Origin of the sequence: Dokdonella immobilis, assembly GCF_900115085.1 — a bacterium.
GTDB classification, from domain to species: domain Bacteria; phylum Pseudomonadota; class Gammaproteobacteria; order Xanthomonadales; family Rhodanobacteraceae; genus Dokdonella; species Dokdonella immobilis.
In genome coordinates, this window is the sequence record NZ_FOVF01000019.1 from 18,538 (window position 1) to 35,598 (window position 17,061).

General features: G+C 65.6%; 15 protein-coding genes and 1 tRNA gene. 9 read left to right on the forward strand and 7 right to left on the reverse strand.

Annotated elements, in window-relative coordinates; all coding sequences use genetic code 11:
- The first annotated feature begins 122 nt into the window (after positions 1-122).
- Together BM125_RS19865 and BM125_RS12885 are read left to right on the forward strand one after the other, a co-directional pair.
- Positions 123-773, forward strand: coding sequence for a hypothetical protein (locus BM125_RS19865; protein ID WP_139224995.1), 651 nt, complete (start codon positions 123-125; stop codon positions 771-773).
- An 80-nt stretch (positions 774-853) separates the two neighbouring features.
- Positions 854-1,774, forward strand: coding sequence for a branched-chain amino acid transaminase (locus tag BM125_RS12885; protein WP_092408610.1), 921 nt, complete (start codon positions 854-856; stop codon positions 1,772-1,774).
- A 747-nt stretch (positions 1,775-2,521) separates the two neighbouring features.
- On the opposite strand, the gene BM125_RS12890 is transcribed toward BM125_RS12885, so the two are convergent.
- From BM125_RS12890 to BM125_RS12905, 4 genes are all read right to left on the reverse strand, one after another.
- Positions 2,522-3,817 (reverse strand): sensor histidine kinase, encoded by a 1,296-nt coding sequence (locus tag BM125_RS12890; RefSeq protein WP_092408612.1) that lies wholly within the window; start codon positions 3,815-3,817, stop codon positions 2,522-2,524.
- Complete coding sequence (locus BM125_RS12895; RefSeq protein WP_092408614.1) at positions 3,801-4,487, reverse strand: response regulator transcription factor; 687 nt, start codon at positions 4,485-4,487, stop codon at positions 3,801-3,803. The genes BM125_RS12890 and BM125_RS12895 overlap by 17 nt, the downstream gene beginning before the upstream one ends.
- Before the next feature lie 299 nt (positions 4,488-4,786).
- A complete protein-coding gene (gene rimK / locus BM125_RS12900; RefSeq protein WP_092408616.1) occupies positions 4,787-5,674 on the reverse strand; it encodes a 30S ribosomal protein S6--L-glutamate ligase in 888 nt (295 codons plus the stop codon).
- A gap of 86 nt (positions 5,675-5,760) precedes the next feature.
- Positions 5,761-5,834, reverse strand: a tRNA-Gly gene (locus BM125_RS12905).
- A 216-nt stretch (positions 5,835-6,050) separates the two neighbouring features.
- Between BM125_RS12905 and BM125_RS12910 the strand changes: the two genes are divergently transcribed.
- From BM125_RS12910 to BM125_RS12930, 5 genes are all read left to right on the forward strand, one after another.
- On the forward strand, positions 6,051-8,351 hold the full coding sequence (locus tag BM125_RS12910) for a DUF6600 domain-containing protein (protein WP_092408618.1): 2,301 nt from the start codon (positions 6,051-6,053) through the stop codon (positions 8,349-8,351).
- Between the two features lie 310 nt (positions 8,352-8,661).
- The gene (gene thiS, locus BM125_RS12915; protein ID WP_092408620.1) at positions 8,662-8,862 is read left to right on the forward strand and encodes a sulfur carrier protein ThiS; all 201 of its coding nucleotides are present in this window, start codon (positions 8,662-8,664) and stop codon (positions 8,860-8,862) included.
- 81 nt (positions 8,863-8,943) lie between these two features.
- Positions 8,944-9,735, forward strand: coding sequence for a thiazole synthase (locus BM125_RS12920; RefSeq protein WP_092408622.1), 792 nt, complete (start codon positions 8,944-8,946; stop codon positions 9,733-9,735).
- Between the two features lie 5 nt (positions 9,736-9,740).
- Positions 9,741-10,457 carry a tRNA (guanosine(46)-N7)-methyltransferase TrmB gene (gene trmB, locus BM125_RS12925; protein ID WP_092408624.1) on the forward strand — a complete coding sequence of 239 codons (717 nt, stop codon included), beginning with the start codon at positions 9,741-9,743 and terminating at the stop codon, positions 10,455-10,457.
- A 58-nt stretch (positions 10,458-10,515) separates the two neighbouring features.
- The gene (locus BM125_RS12930) at positions 10,516-12,360 is read left to right on the forward strand and encodes an SLC13 family permease (RefSeq protein ID WP_175498073.1); all 1,845 of its coding nucleotides are present in this window, start codon (positions 10,516-10,518) and stop codon (positions 12,358-12,360) included.
- Between the two features lie 133 nt (positions 12,361-12,493).
- On the opposite strand, the gene BM125_RS12935 is transcribed toward BM125_RS12930, so the two are convergent.
- The 3 genes from BM125_RS12935 to BM125_RS12945 all read right to left on the reverse strand — a co-directional run bounded on the left by BM125_RS12935 (position 12,494) and on the right by BM125_RS12945 (position 15,357).
- Entirely contained in the window at positions 12,494-14,395 is a 1,902-nt protein-coding gene (locus BM125_RS12935; protein WP_092408626.1) for a M56 family metallopeptidase, read from the reverse strand.
- Positions 14,392-14,946 (reverse strand): BlaI/MecI/CopY family transcriptional regulator, encoded by a 555-nt coding sequence (locus BM125_RS12940; RefSeq protein WP_245778917.1) that lies wholly within the window; start codon positions 14,944-14,946, stop codon positions 14,392-14,394. Before BM125_RS12940 ends, BM125_RS12935 begins: the two co-directional genes overlap by 4 nt.
- Positions 14,947-15,027: 81 nt before the next feature.
- A complete protein-coding gene (locus tag BM125_RS12945) occupies positions 15,028-15,357 on the reverse strand; it encodes a Rieske (2Fe-2S) protein (RefSeq protein WP_092408630.1) in 330 nt (109 codons plus the stop codon).
- A gap of 113 nt (positions 15,358-15,470) precedes the next feature.
- Between BM125_RS12945 and BM125_RS12950 the strand changes: the two genes are divergently transcribed.
- The gene (locus BM125_RS12950) at positions 15,471-15,782 is read left to right on the forward strand and encodes a hypothetical protein (protein WP_139224996.1); all 312 of its coding nucleotides are present in this window, start codon (positions 15,471-15,473) and stop codon (positions 15,780-15,782) included.
- Positions 15,783-15,885: 103 nt separating this feature from the next.
- On the forward strand, positions 15,886-16,821 hold the full coding sequence (gene yedA, locus BM125_RS12955; protein ID WP_092408634.1) for a drug/metabolite exporter YedA: 936 nt from the start codon (positions 15,886-15,888) through the stop codon (positions 16,819-16,821).
- Positions 16,822-17,061 lie beyond the last annotated feature (240 nt).

Genomic DNA, 17,061 nt, shown 5'->3' on the forward strand with positions numbered 1-17,061 from the left:
TCAGCGTGTGTATGGTATGTAGTCCTCAGCGCACGCCAGCCCCGAATGTTGGTCGCGCATTATTATTCGAGCCGTTCGTGCGAGCGGCTGCGTGGGCGACGGACTGGGTTGCGCGAGAGATCATGGGCGACACTAGAGCAGAACAGCGTGTGCGTGGCAAGCGCTGGCTGGCGCGCCAATGCTTGCAGCTGAAACCAAGCCTGATGCTGCTGGCATTGATCCTGAGCGGCACGGCCTGGGGCCAGAGCGGCCGCATCCATCGCTGCATCGGTGAGAACGGCGAACCGACCTTCAGCGACCGCCGATGCGCGCAACCGGTGCAAGCTGCACCTGCAAATCCCGGCCAGGCATCGACGACCACGACCGATTCGACGGGTGCCCTGCCCGGCGCCGCGGCCGTGACCCAGACCTGCCCAACCTCGCCGGAGGACCTGCGCGATCGCGTCGAGGCCGCGTTCCTTGCGAAAAATCCGGTCGGCCTCTCCGGACTGTTCCTCTGGGACGGCTTTGGCGGCGCCTCGGCGATTGCGCCATTGCGCGAGCTGGCCAGTCTGATCGCCGAGCCGCTGGTGTCGATCAACATCGAATCCTATGCGCTTTATCCGGAGCGCGATCGCTATGCCCGGCGGGGCGCTCGCGAGGACCCCGGCCTCGCCTTCGAACTGGTCATCCGCACGGTCGCCGAAAAGGATCGCCAGGTGCCCTACGAGGCCGTCAGCCGCTTCGAAATGGCCGAGAATCTCGGCTGCTGGTGGTTGCAGCTGCCCCTCTGAGGGCGGCAAGAAGGCTTCCGGATCGCTCCCGGGCGACCGGCCCGCTATCATAGAGGGCTATCCCCCAAAGGACACCGATCATGGCCGCGACCTATCCCGAGTTCATCTGGCAGAACGGCAAGATCAAGCCATGGACCGAAGCGACCGTGCACGTGATGGCGCACGCCCTGCACTACGGCTCCTCGGTGTTCGAGGGCATCCGCAGCTACGAGACGCCGAAAGGCCCGGCAATCTTCCGCCTGAGCGATCACCTCAAGCGCCTGTATATGTCGGCGAAGATCTACGACATCGTCATTCCATACACGATCGATGAGCTGGCTGCCGCCTGTCGCGAAGTGATCCTGAGGAACAAGCTGACCAAGGCCTACCTGCGGCCGGTCGCCTTTCGCGGGCTCGGCGGCTTCGGCCTCTCGGCCGAAACCCCGACCGAAGTCGCTGTGGCGACCTGGGAAATGGGTCCCTACCTCGGCCCGGGCGTGCTCGAGGCCGGCATCGATGCCTGCGTTTCGAGCTGGCAGCGGATGGCGCCGAACACGATTCCGACCGGAGCCAAGGCTGGCGGCAACTATCTTTCCGGCCAGCTGATCGCCCGCGAAGCCCGCCGGCTCGGATTCGGCGAAGGCATCGCGCTGGCCTCGACAGGCCTGCTCAGCGAAGGCGCCGGCGAAAACCTGTTCCTCGTCTTCGATGGCCAGTTGCATACCACGCCGGCCAGTGCGGCGATCCTCAACGGCATCACCCGCCATACCCTGATCACCCTGGCCCGCGAGAACGGCATCGAGGTCATCGAGCGCGACATGCCGCGTGAATACCTCTACCTTGCCGACGAGATCTTCATGTGCGGGACCGCCGCCGAGGTCACCCCGATCCGCTCGGTCGATGGCAAACCGGTCGGCGAGGGCAAGGCCGGGCCGCTGACGCGCCGCATGCAGCAGTGGTTTTTCGGTCTGTTCGATGGCAAGACCGAGGATCGCTGGAACTGGCTCGATCCGGTCGGCTGAGATGCCGCGGGCCCTTTTGCGGTCAAGACTCTCGCCATCGTTTCTACGCCGAATCGACCTGCCTCGTCCGTTTTGATTTCCCGGAAGAACCAAGGGCAGAGAAGCAAGATCAAGATGAATCCCAGCCTTCGCTGGGATGACGGTGAGGTGGGTTGGAACTGGCTCGATCCGGTCGACTGATACGCTGCCACAGAGGCATTTGCGCTCGGGGCTGGCACTGCTGGTTCAAACCGGAGATGCGGCACGATTGTTTCGGTCATGCCCGTGATCAATTGAGCAGAATCAAGATCAATATGCATGACTCGCTGCGTCCGCAGCTTCGCGTTCGGGCCATTTGCGATGCGAATGTCCGCTCGGAATTCCCGCCTGCGCAGGGTCCAAGGGCAGGTGCAGGACGGCACACTCCTCCTCACCGTCATCCCGGCGGCGGCTGGGATCCATTTTGATTTGGCCCCGGAGAATACGGCTGACGGCCCCACGGTGCTTTCGCCTTCGGGCCACTTGCGATGCGAATGCTCGCTCGGACATCCCGCCTGCGCAGGGTTCATGGGCAGGTGCAGGACGGCACTCTCCTCCTCACCGTCATCCCGGCGCCGGCTGGGATCCATTTTGATTTGGCCCCGGAGAATACGGCTGACGGACCCCCCGGTGCCTTCGCCTTCGGGCCATTTGCGATGCGAATGTTCGCTCGGACATCCCGCCTGCGCAGGGTCGACAGGTGGGATCTCCGGGTCTTCCGATCGCGGACTAGTCGATCTTTCGATAGTCGAATTGCAGCGTTGCCACGGCACCGCCCTGGGGTCGCGGCGCCAGCGAGACCTGCCAGCCGTACAGTTCGCACAGGCGGCGCACGATGGCCAGGCCCAGCCCGGCCCCCTTGACCAGGGTGGTGCCGCGCTCGCCGCGTTCGAACAGGCGTTCGGCGTCTTCCTCGGCAATCCCGGGACCGGTGTCCTCGACCGCGACCCGGCCGTGTCCGACGATCACCGTGACCTGGCCGGATTGGGTGTACTTGAAGGCATTGCTGATCAGGTTGGTCAGGGCCACCGCAACCACGGAGGACGGCGCCACCGTCTTCAGGGGCTGCTCGATTTCGAGACGCACCTCGACCGGCTTGGTGCCGAGATGCGGGCGGCTGATGTCGATGACCTGCTCGGCGACCTTGGCCACGTCGGTGGTCTCGCCGTCGGTCGGCGCCTGGCGTTCGCTGCGCGAGAGCAAGAGCAGGGCGTCGGTCAACTCGGTCGACTGGCGTACCGCGCGCTCGATGCGGCGCAGGCGCTCCTGCGCCTTGTCCGGCAGGCTCTGCCCCATCAGCAGTTCGGTCGTGGTCGCGATCACCGCCAGCGGCGTGCGCAGTTCGTGGCTGACATCGGCGTTGAACTCGCGGTCACGCTCGACCAGGTGGGTCAACCGGGCGGCGTAGTCGTCGAGGGCGACGGCCAGCTGACCGACCTCGTCATCGGCGAAGCGCGGCGCCAGTGGCACGTACTGCCCCGATTTGCGCAGCTCGCGCAGGCGCGCGGCGAGTTCGGTGACCGGACTCATGACGCGCGAGGACAACCACAGGCCCATGAGCAGGGAGAGCACGGCGAACACGAGCACGGCGATGATCAGCACGATCAGCAGCTGGCGCTCGGTCAGCTTCTGGGAACTGACGTCGAAGCGCAGGTAGGCCCAAAAGTCGCTGTCCTTGTAGACGGCAAGCTTGTAGGAGCGAGGCCGCCCCGAGGCATCGAGGTCGGCGATGTCGTAGACGCCCGAGTCGTATTTCTGCCAGGCGAACGGCACCGTCGCGGTGCGCCCTGCGCGCACGATCTGCGCTTCGAACAGCGACATGCTCCAGCGCGCGTCCGGTTGCGGATACTCGCGCTTGAAGTCGACGAAATGATTGAGCTCGCGGGTCAGCGTATCGTTGATGAGCTGATCTTCCATGCGCACGCGCAGGTAGATCGTCGCCGCGGCGAACAGCGCCGTCAGCCCGAGGCCGAACAGCGCAAACGATATGATGATCCGGCTGCGAAGCCTACGCCGGTACTGCATCCGGATCGACCATGCGATAGCCGATGCCGTGACGCGTCTGGATCAGCGGCTTGTCGAAGGGCTTGTCGATTGCGGCGCGCAGGCCGTGGATGTGCACGCGCAGCGAATCGCTGTCCGGAAGTTCCTCGCCCCAGACCCGCGTTTCCAGTTCCTGGCGCGTCACCACCGAGGGTGCCGCATCCATCAGCGCCTGCAGCAGCTTGAGACCGATCGGGTTGAGCTGGATCGACTTGCCGGCACGGATGACGACCAGCGTATCGAGGTTGTAGGTGAGATCGGCCAGTTGCAGCAGACGGGTCTTGACGCCCTTGCCGCGACGGCCAAGAACCTCGACCCTGGCCGCAAGCTCCTGCAGGGCGAACGGCTTGACCATGTAGTCGTCGGCGCCGGAATCGAAACCGGAGAGTTTCTGCTCGAGCGCATCGCGCGCAGTCAGCATGAGGACCGGCGTCTGCCGGCGCGCCTCCTGGCGCAGCTTGCGGCAAACCTCGAGGCCATCCATGCCGGGCAGGCTCAGGTCGAGCACGATCGCATCGAATTCGTTGACCACGGCCAGGTGCAGGCCGGTCACGCCGTCGCCTGCAAAATCCACGACATGGCCCCGATCGGCAAGGAAATCACCGATATTGGCGGCAATATCGCTATTGTCTTCTATGACGAGTATGCGCATGGGGACGTAGCTTAGCGCGGAACACCGGCCAGGAATGCCCAGAACCGGAAAAACCGCGGATGAAGGGGAGGAGTCGGGCGGCAGTGCAAATAAAATGGCCCAAGGAGGTGCCTTTGGGGGAACACACCTCGCTTGGGCCAAAAGCTACTGCCCCGATTACCGTAATCTGCCTGTCACCTGACCTTACGCTTAGGAGTGTCGAGCAGAACCTACAGTGACCGGGACTATAGGGATCGAGAGCTTAAATGGAGGTTAAGCCTCTCTGATTCTTCCGTTAATCCATATCGCCTGACGACCCGTCAACGGGCCTCGGCGACGACCCCGGCTTCGACCTCCGCGATCACCGCCGAAGCAATGTCGATGCCGGTCGCTTCCTCGATGCCTTCGAGGCCAGGCGAGGAATTGACCTCGAGCACGAGCGGTCCGCGCCGGGAACGCAGCAGGTCGACCCCGGCGACGCCGAGGCCCATGATCGCCGCGGCGCGCAGGGCGACCTCGGTTTCCTGCTCGCTCAGGGTGACCGGCGCGGCCCTGCCGCCGCGATGCAGGTTGGCGCGGAAGTCGCCTTCCGGGGCCTGTCTGTGCATGGCCGCGGCAATCCGGTTGCCGACGACGAAACAACGCAGATCCCCGCCACCGGCCTCGCCGATGAATTCCTGCACGACGAAGTTCGCATAGAGGCCGCGAAATGCCTCGATCATGCCTTGCGAGGCCGAGCGCTTTTCGGCCAGCAACACGCCCTGTCCCTGGGTGCCCTCGTTGAGCTTGATCACGTGCGGCGGGTCGCCGAGCATCTGCAGGAGGTCGACCGTATCGTCGGGATAATCGCCGAATACGGTCATCGGCAGGTCGATGCCCTGGCGGGCCAGCAGTTGCAGTGAACGCAGCTTGTCGCGCGAGCGCAGCACGGCATCCGAGCTGTTCGGCGTATACACGCCCATCATTTCGAACTGGCGCAGCACGGCCGTCCCGTAGAATGTGATCGACGAGCCGATGCGCGGAACCACCGCGTCGAATCCGCTCAAAGCCCGCCCCTTGTAGTGCATTTCGAAGCCGCTGCGCGAGATGCGCATGTAACAACGCAGCGGATCGAGCACGCGGACGCTGTGGCCGCGGCTTCGCGCGGCGTCGACCAGGCGGCTGGTCGAATACAGCGACGCATTGCGGGAGAGGATGGCAATCTTCATGGCGGCGGGATGGCTGGATCGGGCTGCCGGTCACGAAAAGTGGCCGGGGCCGGCCTTCGCGACAGGGAAAAATCAAGGAGAAATGATGGAGCGGGTGAAGGGAATCGAACCCTCGTCAGTTGCTTGGGAAGCAACAGCTCTACCATTGAGCTACACCCGCGGGACGCACAGATTAGCGGTCCGGCCGAGCGCGCGGCAAGAGTCGTCGTCGGCTGGCGCCCATGGCGGCCGCGGACCCGCGCGCTGAGCCCATGGGTGGAGCCCCGATACGGATGGTCTGCGTTCAGCCTCGATGCGTTCAGATACGCGTGAACCGGACCGTATCGCCAGGACCGTCTGCATCGGATTCCACGGCCCGGACCTTCAGGAGACCACCATGTTCATGCGACGTGCTTGCCCCCCGGTGATCCGGCTGATCCCTGCCCTCTTCGTTTTCCTGATAGCGAGCGGTACGGCACTTGCCGACCCGCCCGGCCGCGTGGCGCGCCTCAGCCATGTTGGCGGTGAGGTCAGCATGCGCCCTGCCGGACTCGAGGACTGGACTGATGCACGCATCAATCGTCCGCTGATCGCGGGCGACAACCTCTATACCGACCGCGCCTCGCGCGTGGAAATGGAAATCGGCGCCGCCACCCTGCGCCTCGACGAGCGCACTTCATTCGGTCTGCTCGACCTCGACGACGACATTGCCCAGGTCGAACTGACCGAAGGCACCCTGAGCCTGACCGTCCGACGCATCTTCGAGGGCCAGAGCTACGAGGTCGACACGCCGACCCTCGCCCTGGTCATCGACGAAGTGGGTCAGTACCGGATCGACATCGCCCCGGATGGCAGCTCGACGATGGTCACCGTGGTTGACGGCAGCGCCGATGTCTATGGCAGCGACAACGCCAGCTTCCGCGTGCGTGACGGCTTCTCCTACCGCTTCTACGACACCCGCCTCGAGGACTACGAGACGCTCGATCTGCCGCGCCAGGATGATTTCGATCGCTGGTGCTACGAGCGCGCCGAGCGCTACGAGCGTTCGCCCTCGCGCCGCTATGTGTCTGACGAGGTGATCGGCTACGCGGATCTCGACGACTACGGCACCTGGAGCACGACCCGCGATTATGGCGCGGTCTGGTACCCGAGCCGGGTCGAAGTCGACTGGGCGCCCTATCGCGACGGCCACTGGGCCTGGATCGATCCCTGGGGCTGGACCTGGGTCGACAATGCCCCGTGGGGCTTCGCGCCCTCTCACTACGGACGCTGGGCCTACGTCGGCAACCGCTGGGGCTGGCTGCCCAGCCCGCGCAATGTGCGTCCCGTGTATGCGCCAGCCCTGGTCGCCTTCGTCGGCGGCGGCGGCTTCAGCGTGACCATTTCCAGCGGGGGTCCGGTCGGCTGGTTCCCGCTGGGCCCACGCGATGTGTACGTGCCGTGGTACCGCGGTTCGCGCGACTACTTCAACCGCGTCAATGTCCACAACACCACGATCATCAACAACACCTACATCACCAACGTCTACAACAACTACTCGCGTGGTCGTCCGGTCGACAATTTCAACTATGCCTACCGCCGCAACGACCGCGCCTTTACCGCCGTCTCGCATGATGCCTTCATCAATGCGCGAGCGGTGCAGCGCTCGCGCGTTCAGGTCAACCAGGCGCAGCTGGCACGCAGCCAGGTCGTCAGTCGCGTGCAGATGGCGCCGACGCCGCGCAGTTTCGTCGGTGGCAGCGTCGAGCGGGGCGGAGGGCGCGCGGTGCGTACCGAAGCGTTCGATCGCCAGGTGATCGCGCGCCGGGAACCGGTCACGCGCAGGATGGACGTCACGACACGCATCCAGGCGATCAACCGCAACGACAACCAGCCGCTCGCGGCCAGTGAGTTGCGCGAGATCTCGGCACGCAGGCCGCAAGCCGACGTGCAACGCGACCGCCGCATCAAGGTCGTCGGCGAAGGCAATCGGTCCGCGGCGGTCGCACCGAAGCCGCTGCCGCAGCGCACTGCCTCCGAGCGCGGTAGGGTCGAGCGGCCGGTCGGTGCCGAGCGCGGCGATCGGGGTGGCGCCGACATGCGCGGCAAGCCCGCGGCGCGCGGCACGGAAGCCAAGCCGCCGGTCCGCCCGACGACCAGTCGCGACCGGCCACTGCGCGAGGATTCGCCTGCAAATCGTGAGCGCAGGGAATCCACCGTTCGCGCGCCGCGGCCCGTCGAGCGCGCAAAGCCACAGGAGCGCGAGCTGCCACAGCGCCAGGTCGAACGTCGCGAATCGCCGGTTCGACCGGCTCAGGAAAACACACCCTCGCGCGTGATCGCGCCGCAGCGCGAGACTCAGCAGCGCGAGATCCAGCAGCGCCAGACTCCTCAGCGGCAGCAAGTCCCGCAACGCGAATTGCCGCAGCGGGAAATCCGCGAGCGTCCGCCGGTGCAGACCCGCGAGGCGCCTCCGCGCTCGGCCCCGGCGCAAGTCGCGCCGCGCGAAATGCCGCAGCGCGAGAACCGTGAGCGACCGCAGCCACCCAGCCGCGCCCTTCCGCAGCGCGCGACACCGCAACCGGCGCCTGCGCGCGAGATCCAGCAGCGCCAGCCGCGCAATGCACCGGTGGCACCGCAACGTGCGGAAAAGTCCGCCAAGAAGGATGACCAGGACAAGGATAACAAGGACGACCGCAAACGACGCGACCGCAACTGATCGCTACCCGTTTCGAGTCCGCCGTGCCATTGCCGACGCCGCAGCCTGCTGCGGCGTCGTCATTTCGGCCGGCGCAACGCTGTTGCTGTGCCACCATGGACAACAGAGAGGATCTGCTCAAGCAGCAAGGTCGCCCCGACGCCTGAGCGAGTGAACGGAGGGTACAAAGGTGGCGTCCAGAAGGCTCCCACAGACACTGCGCGCCTCGTCAATACAATCCGCCGTGACCTCGCTACGCGGTACCTGTGGTGAACCTTCCGCACGCCATGACGACTTTGCTGTTTGATCAGTCCCTCCCTAGAATGGACGCATGAAGATCATGCTCAACGGTGAACCCCGAGAGATCGAAGGCGAGCCAAGCCTGTTCGACTTGCTGGCCGCCGCCGGCTACCAGGGCAAGCGGGTTGCCGTGGAGGTCAACCGGCGGATCGTGCCGAGAAGCACTCATGCCGCAGTCCGCGTTACCGAGGGCGACCGAATCGAGATCGTGCATGCCATCGGCGGAGGCTGAGCAGGCCGCAGAAGGGGGATTCGAGCGGACGTCCCTTCAATTGATTTTCGAGCCGCCGCAACCACCCTCCGAAAGGACGCCATGACTCCCATCGACAACGACGCTCTCGTCATCGCCGGCCGCAGCTATCGCTCGCGCCTGCTTACCGGCACCGGCAAGTTCAGGGACCTCGAGGAGACGCGTCTTGCGACGGAGGCCGCAGGGGCGGAAATCGTCACCGTGGCTATCCGGCGGACCAACATCGGCCAGGATCCGGACCAGCCCAGTCTGCTCGACGTGCTGCCACCGGACCGTTACACGATCCTGCCCAATACCGCCGGCTGCTACACGGCGGACGACGCCGTGCGCACGCTGCAGTTGGCCCGCGAACTGCTCGACGGGCATGCCCTGGTCAAGCTCGAAGTGCTGGGCGACCAGAAAACCCTCTTCCCGGACGTGGTGCAAACACTCGAAGCCGCCGAACGACTGGTCGCGGATGGCTTCGACGTCATGGTCTACACGACCGACGACCCGCTGCTGGCGCGAAGACTCGAGGCGATCGGCTGCGTCGCGATCATGCCGCTGGCGGCGCCGATCGGCTCCGGGCTCGGCATCCAGAATCGCTACAACCTGATGGAAATCGTCGAGAACGCAAAGGTGCCGGTGCTCGTCGATGCCGGCGTCGGCACCGCCTCGGACGCGGCCATCGCCATGGAACTCGGCTGCGACGGCGTGCTCATGAACACGGCGATCGCCAGCGCGCGCAACCCGGTGCTGATGGCGCATGCGATGAAGCTGGCGATCGAGGCTGGACGCGCCGCCTTCCGCGCCGGGCGGATTCCGCGCAAGCGTTATGCGTCGGCGTCGAGCCCGCTCGACGGCACCATCGGCTGATTTCGATGACCGATCCCAGGCACGCCGACCGAGATCCCGAAGAACGAAAGGAAAACCGTCGCGTGCGCAGTTTCGTGCTGCGCCAGGGTCGCATCACGCCGGCCCAGCAGCAGGCCTTCGAAGCCCACTGGTCACGCTACGGCCTCGAATACTCCGCCCACGAAATCGATCTCGAGGCGCTGTTTCCGCGCCCGGCGCCGACCGTTCTCGAAATCGGATTCGGCAACGGCGAACAACTGCTGCATGCGGCCTTGCACGAATCGGCACGGAACTTCATCGGCATCGAAGTCCATCGACCCGGTGTCGGCCGGCTCATGAATGCGCTGGCCGAGTCGAACCTTTCGAACGTGCGCATCAGCAACCACGATGCGGTCGAAGTGCTCGAGCACCAGATTCCCGCGCACTCGCTCGACGAGGTCCGTATCTACTTCCCCGACCCCTGGCCCAAGAAGCGCCACCACAAGCGACGCCTGATCCAGCCCGCCCTGGTCGCCTTGCTGGCCACGCGCGTGCGCCCGGGCGGCCTGCTGCATCTGGCCACGGACTGGGCGGAATACGCCGAACACATGCTCGAAGTCGTCGATGCCTGTCCGCAATGGCGCAACCGGGCCGGACTCGGGTCATACTCTGCCGCACCGGAATGGCGCATCCAGACCCACTTCGAGAAGCGCGGTGTCCGCCTCGGCCATGGCGTCTGGGACCTGATCCATGAAAGAACCTGAGGCCTGCACGAACAACCCGCCCGCCGCGACCACGGACTCGTAGATCAGCGCAATGGACATGAGCCTGACCCTGACCACCGACATGGCCCTCGTGCTGGGGCTGCTGGTGTTCACCGTGCTCATGCTCGTCCTCGAATGGGTGCGTGGCGACCTCGTCGCCCTGCTCGTCATCGTCGTCATCGGCGTGACCCGCCTGATGCCGGTCGAGCAGTTGTTCGACGGATTCGCCGGCAACGCCGTGATGTCGCTGATCGCGGTCATGATCATGGGCGCCGGCCTCGATCGCACCGGCCTGCTCGGCAAGGCCGCCTCGTTCATCCTGCGCCTGGCCGGTGGCGTCGAAACGCGCGTTTCGCACCTGATCAACGCGATGGTCGGCAGCATGTCGGCAATCATGCAGAGCCAGGCCCTGGCGACCCTGTTCATGCCGGTCGTCAGCCGCCTGAGCTCGCGTACCGGCATTCCGCTCAAGCGCCTGCTCCTGCCGATGGCCTGCTGCATCCTGGCCGGCACCAACATCACGATGATCTCGAATTCACCGCTGATCCTGCTCAACGACCTGGTGGCCAGCGCCAACCGCAACCTGCCGCCGGGCGCACAGAGCATCGAACCGTTCCCGCTGTTCGCGATTACTCCGGTCGGCATCCCGCTGCTGCTGGTCGGACTCGCCTACTTCGCCTTCCTGACCCCACGCCTGTGGCCGAGCGAGGAAGAGAAGCAGAAGGTCACCCCAGGACGTACCGAGACCTACTTCGCCGAGATGTACGGCATCGATGGCGAAGTGATGGAGCTGACCGTAACGGCGGAAAGTCCGCTGGTCGGCATGAGCGTGGTCGAGGCCGAACGCCTGCACGGTGCGCCGCTGATCCTGGCCCTTAAGACCGGCAACGAAGCCCGCCTGGCACCGCCTGCGGACCAGATGATCTGGGTCGGCAGCGTCCTCGGCGTGCTCGGCAAGCGCGAGGAAATCAGCGAATTCGCCAACAACCAGCTATGCCGGACGCAGTCGCGGCTGCGCAATTTCGGCGACATGTTCAACCCGACCCGGGCCGGCATTTCCGAAGTCGTGATCGCGCCGAATTCGCGCTGGATCAAGCAACTGGTCGGCGACCTGCGCCTGCGCAAGCGATTCGGCATCAGCGTGCTTGCGGTGACCCGCGGCGATCAGGTTTTCCGCGAGGATGTCCGCGAGGTTTCGCTGCGGCCCGGCGATACCCTGATCCTGCACAGCCTGTGGCGCGATCTCACCCTGGCTGCGGAATCGCGCGATTTCGTCGTCGTCACCGACTTCCCGCAGGAGGAACAACGGCCGAGCAAGATCTGGCATGCGGTGTTCTTCTTCAGCCTGGCCATGGGCCTCGGCCTGTTCACCGATCTCAAGCTTGCGGTGGCGATGCTGGTCGGTGCGGTCGGCATGCTGCTGGCCGGCGTGCTCAACATGGACGAGGCCTACCACGCGATCAACTGGAAGACGATCTTCATCCTGGCCTGCCTGATTCCGCTCGGCGGAGCGATGGATTCGACCGGCACCGCGGCCTGGATCGCGCAGGAAGTCATGGTCTACCTCGGCGACCTGCCGCAGTGGGTGCTGCAGGCCTTCATCGCGATCCTGGCGCTGGGCTTTTCGCAGGTGATCTCGAACGTCGGTGCGGCCGTCATGATGGTGCCGATGGCGATCAACATCGCCCTTGCATCAGGCGGCAATCCGGCCGCCTACGCGTTGATCGTGGCGATTTCCACGTCGAATACGTTCCTGCTGCCCAGCGCCAATCCGGTCCTGCTGGTCGTGGCCGGCCCCGGTGGCTACCGCGCCCGTGATTTCCTGCGCGTCGGCCTGCCCCTGACCGTGCTGATCCTGGTCACTACCCTGGTCACCGTCAACCTGGTCTTCAATCGCGGCTGAGCCGGACCGGGTACGGCAGGTCGATCGCGGCAGCCGCGGCGGCAGGCTTTCCCGGATGATCGCGCTCAGCGGGAATGCCCGGGCCGGCTTCGCAGGCCGATGCGGCGCGGCTAGTTCGGAAAGCCGGTCGGGATCAGTGGCCGCCGCCCGCCAGGACGATCAGGTGGGCCATGGTTGCCTCATCTCCTTCGTTCGGCACCAACGGCCCTGGCCCCTCGACCGGTCGACACACCAGCGATCCGGTCGGCGGCGTGCAGATTGCCCCGACTTCCGATGCCTGGGCGACCGCGCGGCTTTCACGCTCGACGGTCCGCGTAATCGGGGTTCCCGTCCCACGCACCGGCCGACAGACGTGAGACCCGATCGGCGTCGTGCACGCGGCATCGCTGGCGCTGGCCGAGCGGGCCGTGGAGATGAACTCGAAGTCCTGGCGGAATCGTCCACCGGCCCCGACCGCCACGGTGTCGGGGTCGAACTGCCACTGCGACAGCGCACGGCGCGCCGCTACAGCAAACCTGCTCGAACGATCGCCCGACACCACCCGGATATCGCGGACCTTGCCCGATTTGTCGATGGCGAACTCGAAACCCACCATCAGGTCCTGCTCGCCGGGACCGGAAGACGCATAGTCGGGCGCGACGCGGCGCAGGATGGTCGGCTTGCCGACTTCCTCGGGTGCGTTCGCGACGGCGGCCACGGCGGGTTCGATCCGGTCGATATCGACATCGCCAACCTGGAGCGGAACCCTGGACAGGCCGGCAGCAACGCGCGGTTGCGGCAAGCTTGCAAGCTCGGCAACGGGCAGCTTCGGCAAAGCGGCTTCAACCTCGCCGGAACCGGCTGCAGTTGCCGCGCCCTGCGCCTGTTCGGGACTGGCCAGCGGATTTTCCGACGAGGCCAGTTCCGGCAGGGAAGCGAAGGCCACCGGAATCGATGCGGCGATGTCGACTGTTGCGGGGCGCACGGTCACCACCTGAAGGTCGGGAGCCAGCACCGGCTGCCCGAACGAATCCGGGCTTTCCGGTTCGCCAGGTTGCGAGACCAGCGCCATCGCGACCACCAGACCCGTGCTGGCAGCCACAACCAGCCAGGCGCTGCGATGCGTGCGCTGTGACGCATGCAACAGGGACTTCGAGCCGACGATCCGGCGCACGCGATCGAGCAGCATGCCTCCGGACGCCGCCAGGGACAGTTGCGGGGTCAGTTGCCGAATGTCCTCGAGCGCTGCCAGCGTACGCGCGTACTCACGCGGCTCGCTCTCGGTCAGGCGCAGGACCAGGTTGTCGCAGCAGACCTCGCGCTCGTGGCGAACCTCGCGCGAGATCCAGTGCACGACTGGATGATAGAAGAGCAGGGTCTCGAGCACGGCCTGGCCGAGATTGACCAGATGGTCATAGCGCCGAAGGTGGCCCAGTTCGTGGGCCAGGATCAACTCGAGCTGCTCTCGGGGGAATCCGGTGGCCACGGCGGCCGGCAGCAGGATCACCGGCTTGAACCAGCCGATCAGGGTCGGTGTATCGATGAAGGCCGAAACGAGGACACGCGCACCCGGCATGCCGCCGAAGCGTTCGGCCACGCGCAGCAGGATCTCCTCGATCTCGGCGCGACGATACGCCAGCCGCGTGGCGATGCGTTCGAGCGCGCGCCACTGATGCACCGTCCGCCAGATCATGATCGAGACACCAGCCATCCAGCCGACCACGAGCATCGGCAGCAATGCGCTGAACGGTGAAGCGGATTCGACCTGCTCGATCGGGGCAAGCACGACCGCCTGCAAGACCTGCGCAGCACTGGCAGCTTCGACGGCACTGCTTCCGACCTGCGGCCACAACAACCAGAAAGTCAGGGCCGGGCTCAGCGCCAGCATGACCAGGGCGAGCAGGCCCAGCGCGTAGCGGATCGAGCTGTGTTCGCGGGGCACCAGGGCGCGAACACCCGAGAACAGCGCGCCGATGGCCAATCCCTGCCAGACGAAGTGGATCAGCGTCCAGCCCAGGGTCTGGACCCAGAGGAGATTGCCGGCGATCAGGTTCATGGCCGTTTTCCCGACTCGAGGTTGTCCAGCAATGCGCGGATTTCATCGAGTTCCTCGCGACTGGCCTTGGGCTGGCCGCCGAGTGCCTGCAGCACCAGTTGCGACGGCGAACCGTCGAAGACGCGCTGCACCATGTCCGAAAGAAAGCGCTTCTGGTTGTTTTCCTTGCTGATCGCGGCGCGGTAGACGTGCGCGCGCTGCGAGTCGTCGCGCTCGACGAGTCCCTTGGCGTGCATGATCTGCAGCATCTTCAGGGAGGTCGTGTAGCCCGTGCCGTCATCCCGATAGTGCGCCTCGTGGATGTCACGCACCGTGGAAGCACCGCGCTCCCAAAGCACGTTTAGGATGCCGAGTTCGGCTTCGGTAGGTTTGGGTGTCTGCTGGTTCTTGCCACGCATGCGAACCTCGAGCTTTATTCCAGGGGTGGTGCGGCTGCCGCGATACCCGCCCGCATCGCGCCAGCTGTGCACCGGGATACCCTCGTGCGACGTGCCGGAACGTGGGCGTGGACGCTCCTCGTCGAGCCTAGTCAGTCCCCTGCCACGTGTCAACGACATTCCTCGTACGTTCGACAGGGTGAATCTGGACAGTGCGGACTGCGGTCGCCTTGCCGGCCGCGCCGCCGAGCCGACTCAGGGCGCGCGGACTTCGCCGTCCTCGACCTGCAGCGGAACGCGAAGCAATCCGCTGCGACAGGGTCCGGCGAGACAGTCGCCGGATGCGACCGCAAATGTGGCGCCATGTGCTGCACAGATGATCGATCCGTTGCGAATCAGGAACTTGCCGGGCACGTAGTCGAGATTCCGGCCCTGATGGGGACATTCGTTGTGATAGCCGAAGACCCGATCTCCCTGCCGCAGCAGGATGATCTCGAAGCCTCCGGTGGCCGAGTCGATGCGCACGGCGAGGGCGCCGGAATCGGGAATGTCCTCGACCCGGCAGAGAACGCGGGTAGGGCTCATCCGGACCTTTGACACTTGCAGGTGGGAGTCATGGCCCCAAGAATACCCCTACGGACCCGCGCCCTGCACAGCCATGGCCTGGCATGGGTCCGACCCAGAGCGAGGTGTCTGCAATGTTCGTCTTCCAAACCGGTCTGCGCACGCGCAATCCGCTGCTGCGTCTGATCGGTAGCCTGCTTGGCTTTCTCGCCGTGCTCGCGGTATTGGCTCTCGGCATGTTTGCCTTCGCCGCCTTCGTGGTCGTCGGCGCGGCCTGGCTGCTGATCGGCAGCCTGCGTGGAAAGACGCGGCGGCCGCCGTCGGCCCGTTCGACGGCCGCGGACAAGGATGTGATCGACGGGGAGTTCACCGTGGTCAGGGAATCGGACCGTCGCGCCGTCATCGAGCATTCAACCCCCGCCGCCTCGTCGGGCCCGCGGGGATAGGCCCCATCCACAGTCGCGCCAGTGGCTCTGGCGCAAAGCGGCCGAATCGTGGACGCTGGGTCGCTTTTCCGGTGCCCCTGACCACAGCCACGAACCGTCATCGATGAATGCTTCCCTGCAGCCGCCTCCGTCGGGAGCGGCGCTGCCGCCACTGCCTCGATCGTTGCTTGCCTCGCCGAGTGTTCTCGTTGCGCTCGCCCTGTTCGCGGTCTACGTGATCTGGGGCTCGACCTATTTCGCCATCCGCATCGCGCTCGACAGCTGGCCGCCGTTCCTGCTCGGCGCGGTGCGCTTCGCCGTCGCCGGTGGCGCCCTCTACGGCTGGTTGCGCCTGCGCGGCACGCCGCCACCTACGCGCCGGCAATGGCTGAATGCGGCGCTGACCGGAACCCTGTTGCTCGGGGTCGGCAATGGCCTGGCCTGCTTCGCCGAGCAGTCGGTCGCGTCGGGCCTCGCCGCCGTGGCCGTCGCCAGCATGCCACTGTTCGCGGCCGCATTCGGGTTGATCTACCAGGAATGGCCAAGCCGGCTGGAATGGATCGGCCTGGCGGTGGGCTTCGCCGGCGTGATCCTGCTCAACCTCGGCAATGGCATGAGCGGCGCCCCGCTCGGCGCCATTGCCCTGGTCGTCGCGGCCACGGCCTGGGCCTTCGGCTCGGTCTGGAGCCGCCGTCGCGATATGCCGCCCGCCTCGATGAATACCGCGGCCCAGATGATCAGCGGCGGCGTCGCGCTGACCCTCGTATCGGTGATTCTCGGCGAACACCCGCCGAGCCGGCCCAGCGCCGCCTCGATGCTGGCCCTCGGTTATCTGGTCGTGTTCGGCTCGCTGGTCGCGTTCACCGCTTACCTGTACCTGCTGAAGCACGTGCGCGCCGTGCTCGCCACGAGCTATGCCTACGTCAATCCGCCGGTCGCGGTCCTGCTCGGCGCCCTCTTCCTCGGCGAACAGGTGCATCCCGGCGACGTCGTCGCGATGGCCGTGATCCTTTCAGGCGTGGCGTTGATCACGCTGGGGAAGGTGCGGAAGCGGGTCTAGACGGCCGGGATTCGGGATTGGGGATTCGGGATTCGCCGCCGCGCGCGCTCGCTCACCGAGACTGAGGGTCGATTTTCAGTCTGACTTGATTGGCTCACGCAGAAACGACGGGCACAAGGGCGTGCGGATCTCGGGCCCGCACCCGCGAATCTCGAATCTCGAATCTCGAATCTCGAATCTCGAATCTCGAATCTCGAATCTCGAATCTCGAATCTCGAATCTCGAATCTCGAATCTCGAA